General features: G+C 45.5%; 5 protein-coding genes. 3 read left to right on the top strand and 2 right to left on the bottom strand.

The features are described 5' to 3' along the window. A partial coding sequence (locus RMO27_RS16530) for a uroporphyrinogen decarboxylase family protein (protein ID WP_309734481.1) occupies positions 1 to 423 on the top strand: 423 nt, incomplete at its 5' end. Positions 424 to 654: 231 nt separating this feature from the next. Next, positions 655 to 906, top strand: a complete 252-nt coding sequence (locus RMO27_RS16525; RefSeq protein WP_309734479.1) for a hypothetical protein — start codon at positions 655 to 657, stop codon at positions 904 to 906. A gap of 483 nt (positions 907 to 1,389) precedes the next feature. Here RMO27_RS16525 and RMO27_RS16520 read toward each other — a convergent pair whose 3' ends face one another. Then, complete coding sequence (locus RMO27_RS16520) at positions 1,390 to 1,944, bottom strand: DUF4419 domain-containing protein (protein ID WP_309734477.1); 555 nt, start codon at positions 1,942 to 1,944, stop codon at positions 1,390 to 1,392. After that, positions 1,902 to 2,345, bottom strand: coding sequence for a hypothetical protein (locus RMO27_RS16515; RefSeq protein ID WP_309734476.1), 444 nt, complete (start codon positions 2,343 to 2,345; stop codon positions 1,902 to 1,904). Before RMO27_RS16515 ends, RMO27_RS16520 begins: the two co-directional genes overlap by 43 nt. A gap of 234 nt (positions 2,346 to 2,579) precedes the next feature. On the opposite strand from RMO27_RS16515, the gene RMO27_RS16510 reads away from it, so the two are divergent. Further along, entirely contained in the window at positions 2,580 to 3,572 is a 993-nt protein-coding gene (locus tag RMO27_RS16510) for a glycosyltransferase (RefSeq protein ID WP_396133734.1), read from the top strand. Positions 3,573 to 3,812 lie beyond the last annotated feature (240 nt).

Genomic DNA, 3,812 nt, shown 5'->3' with positions numbered 1-3,812 from the left:
TGGGCGGGACAACTCAGCCCTCAAGACTACGAAACCTTTGCGCTGCCTTATCAGCAACGGGTAGTTCGGCAAGTTAAAGAAACACACCCCGATACACCCCTGATCCTCTACATCAGCGGTAGCGCAGGCGTGTTGGAACTGATGGGCAAATCCGGTGTCGATATCGTCAGCCTCGATTGGACGGTGGATATGGCCGTCGGCCGCCAACGGATCGGCACGCATTTGGGCGTTCAGGGCAATATGGATCCCTGTGCATTGTATGGTTCCAAAGATTTTATTCGCGATCGAATTATCGATACCGTCCGCAAAGCAGGTAAAACCGGACATATCATGAATCTCGGTCATGGGGTCTTACCCACGGTACCCGAAGAAAATGTCGCTCACTTCTTTGAAACTGCCAAGAATGTCGATAAATTACTCTGACTCGCTAATTTATCAGTAGTATGAAAATTAAAGTCCCCCTGGTTTATGCAAACCAGGGGGACTTTAATTTTGAGAAGATCTAACGATTTCGCTCGTGTAATACTTGCACAAGTTTTCGATCGATCCATAACCGATCTCTAGATCGCCAATTGCGACACTAAGAGTTAGAAGATTTATAGACATGGGCATAATAACTGCATCTGGCTTTTATTTTCTGGGGATATTGCGCTCATGGTGCCAACCGATCGAGATCCGACTACTGACGACACTACTACGGCTACGCTCGCCAATCCGGTTACTACGAATACATCAGCTACCACAGATACTGCGGCAACGTGTCCAGACTGCGGCAGCGAGAAAATCTGTCGCGCTCGCCGCCAAGGTTTCGATCGCGTCATCTCCTTGGTAAATATTTATCCCTATTGTTGTCGCGCTCACACCTGTCAAGCTCGTTTTTACCGCTTTGGCAGAGGAAAAAATTAAAGCAATCAGCGGCTGGTTGCCGCACGATCGATCTTTGATATAGCAATCCTAAATGAGAATCCAGGATTTTCATACAAAAGCACTGTCGATAAAATCGCTTTAGCGGTTATGTATCAACAAATCAGGTGTAGAGCAAATGCACTATAAAACTTGCGAATCAAATAAGATTGCTATAGTTAGGGCTTGCTGAAGAATGCTAGAGCGATTTCCCTGCAAGGCTTTTGAGCCGTTTTTGAGAAGAAAAGTGCAAGGTTATAGCATCTTGAGGCTCAAAAGCCTTGCACTTGGGGCAGAAATTATCGCCTCAATCCAGTAACCAATCAACAAACCTGTTATTTTTCAAGCTGTGTGGCAGCTAGCTTCGATTTCTAGACTTATTCAGCAAGCCCTAGTTAACATTGACAAATCGCTCTTATGGGGATTGCGATTGAATCGCAAGGCTAGTATTGTCAGTCGATCGAATCGAAGTTCGCAGTTAACCAGTTAGAATTGGGAGTACTCTTGCTCAATGCGATCGAGTGACTTCAGTGAAGAATCGATCTGTCGATGCACTGCCCAACCGATTTCCGGCTGCAAGACCCCCTGCGTTAAGTCTTGGCGAACGCCGATGAATCCAGCCACTAGATTCAAGTCATACTCCCCGCCACCCTCTACCCGCACTTTGCAGGCAACTTGCGAAAGTCCTAGCGGCAAAGAATGGAGCGCAATCCCATCGTGTAACCGACGGAGCAGTTTATCCATGTTATCGATCGGGGGGAGTTTGGAACGATCCACATCCAACATTTTGTTTCTCACAGTTGGAGCTTTTGTAACTGGATCTTGAAGGTATGGAAACAAGTCAGCGAACCAGCCAGTAATATAATCAGCAGCATAAACTTGCTGTGGTTTATAAATACAACGCCAGAATTCCAGGGAAGGCTCACCCGCAGCAGTATTAATAAACTCCTGACAAATTGGTAGGAGTCTGTCAGTCCACCACTTTAAGTTGTACTGAGTCATGCGCTCGACGCGATCGTAAATACTCTGCCAATCTTCCACAGTAATCCACTACCAGTATCTCGATCTTGCGCCGTGACTGGTGGCGTGGTGCCATACCAGGGGCTGAAGATGATTTGACCCGGAGTAGAGTAATAAGGATCGTAATAATAGCGATTATTTTGCTGGCGGATTCTGGTCAATTCCGCCTCGGCTGCGCGCACTTTTTGCGGATCGCTCTCTGATTCCCGGACTTTATTAATTTGGTCGTCAACCTGTCGCTGAGTGTTGCCAGGATCGGAGCCATTATCTCTGATTTCACGTTTGAGATTTTCGCCTTGTTTGAGGACACGTTCGGCATCGCGTTGACGATCGATTTGTTCTGGGGGTGGGCGTGCTAGGGTTTTGGGCGATCGAGATTCCTGATGGAGATCGCGATAAAGTTGGCAAGCGTTCGCTCCCATAGCTGCGCTGACAAAAAATCGTCAGGAGCGAAGTAATGGCGATCGCACTAGCAATCGATCGGGATAGTTTGGATATCATAGTTCGGGGGGTAGATTGGCCATAACGATCTATTTGGGCAAGCAACTTCAGATTATGCATGACACCCGATCGCCTGCTCACTCCCTTGGAGAATCGATCGCTAGTAGTTTATGCTGGAGCCTGGGGACAACCGCCACGATCCGATCGATAACTTTATGCGAAAACTCCTGTTTCTGCTACCTGGAACCACCCAAAAATTTCACTGTGGGGGCTTATTTGCCGAACTAAAAACGATCGAGCTAGTCAAACAAATCTGTCCCGTTGAAATTGTTACCTATCGCCAACGCGAGCCAGACAAAGCATATTTAGATGACATCTTAGCCAGCAAACCGCAGGATACGATCTTCGTGGTCAGTTGGGGCTTTGATGTCCCCAAATTAGTCGCACGATTGCACGGCTACCCGACAATTTATCACGCTCATAGTGCCGAATACGGCTTTCGACTCCCTGCACAAATTCCGATCGTCACTGTCAGTCGGAATACACTCGGATACTGGGGACAACGATCGCCTCATGCGCTGTTATACTATCTACCCAATCAAATTTCGGATGAATTTAGTAACCGACAATTAGACAGATCGATCGATGTTTTAGTCCATTCGCGCAAATCTTCCGACTATTTATTAAAACAATTAATTCCCGCGCTCCAACCCCATTGCAAAGTGGAAATTATCGAAGGATTTGTCGATAGCTTGGCAGACTTATTCAACCAGTCGCGCGTGTATTTATATGACTCTGCCGAGTACTGGGCAACTCAAGGAGTCACCGAAGGATTTGGCTTACAACCTTTAGAGGCGATCGCCTGTGGTTGTCAGGTATTTTCGAGTGTCAATCATGGCTTATCGGATTATTTAGATCCAGGATTTAACTGCCACAAAATTGCTGGTTTTAGTACCGCCTACGATGTCGATCGGATTTTAGAAGTAGTTAAATCGGCGGCACCAGTCAATAATGTAGAATCTCTACTTGCTGAATATCGCATGCCAAATATCATGTCGCGGCTTCAGATAATTTTGAGCGAGATCGATCGCTTCTTCGATCGTGTCAATCTGGATAATTCTGATATATTAGATTTGAATGCTCGACGTGTTTTTCAGTTAAGGTTATCAAAAGCTCTTAAGAGTATTCAAAAAAGGCTTAAACGTTAGACAGGGTGAACGCACTTAAAGTTCTTACTATTTAAAATCCTCGCAAATCAGTTGCAGATTTGAATTACGAAAAGTATGAAAGCTTTAATGGTATAAGTAGGCTCTCCCGCCTATATGGTGATAAGTATTGCTTATTTGAATGATTGGAGTGAAACGGAAATTATTTAAATAAGCAAGCCAATAGCTTCTCTTTCATCAGATCGAAATTCTTAAATCCATAGCTTTGGCGAATTATTAACT

The organism is Chamaesiphon sp. OTE_75_metabat_556, from assembly GCF_031378165.1.
Classification (GTDB): Bacteria; Cyanobacteriota; Cyanobacteriia; order Cyanobacteriales; family Chamaesiphonaceae; genus Chamaesiphon.
Note: the sequence above shows the minus strand (reverse complement) of the source record. Positions and strands in the feature narration are given on the sequence as shown.

Bases quoted from the DNA above. Each gene is read 5' to 3' on its own strand.
- RMO27_RS16510 (WP_396133734.1), top strand. From the start codon at position 2,580: ATGCGAAAACTCCTGTTTCTGCTACCTGGAACCACCCAAAAATTTCAC.
- RMO27_RS16525 (WP_309734479.1), top strand. From the start codon at position 655: ATGGTGCCAACCGATCGAGATCCGACTACTGACGACACTACTACGGCT.
- RMO27_RS16515 (WP_309734476.1), bottom strand. From the start codon at position 2,345: ATGGGAGCGAACGCTTGCCAACTTTATCGCGATCTCCATCAGGAATCT.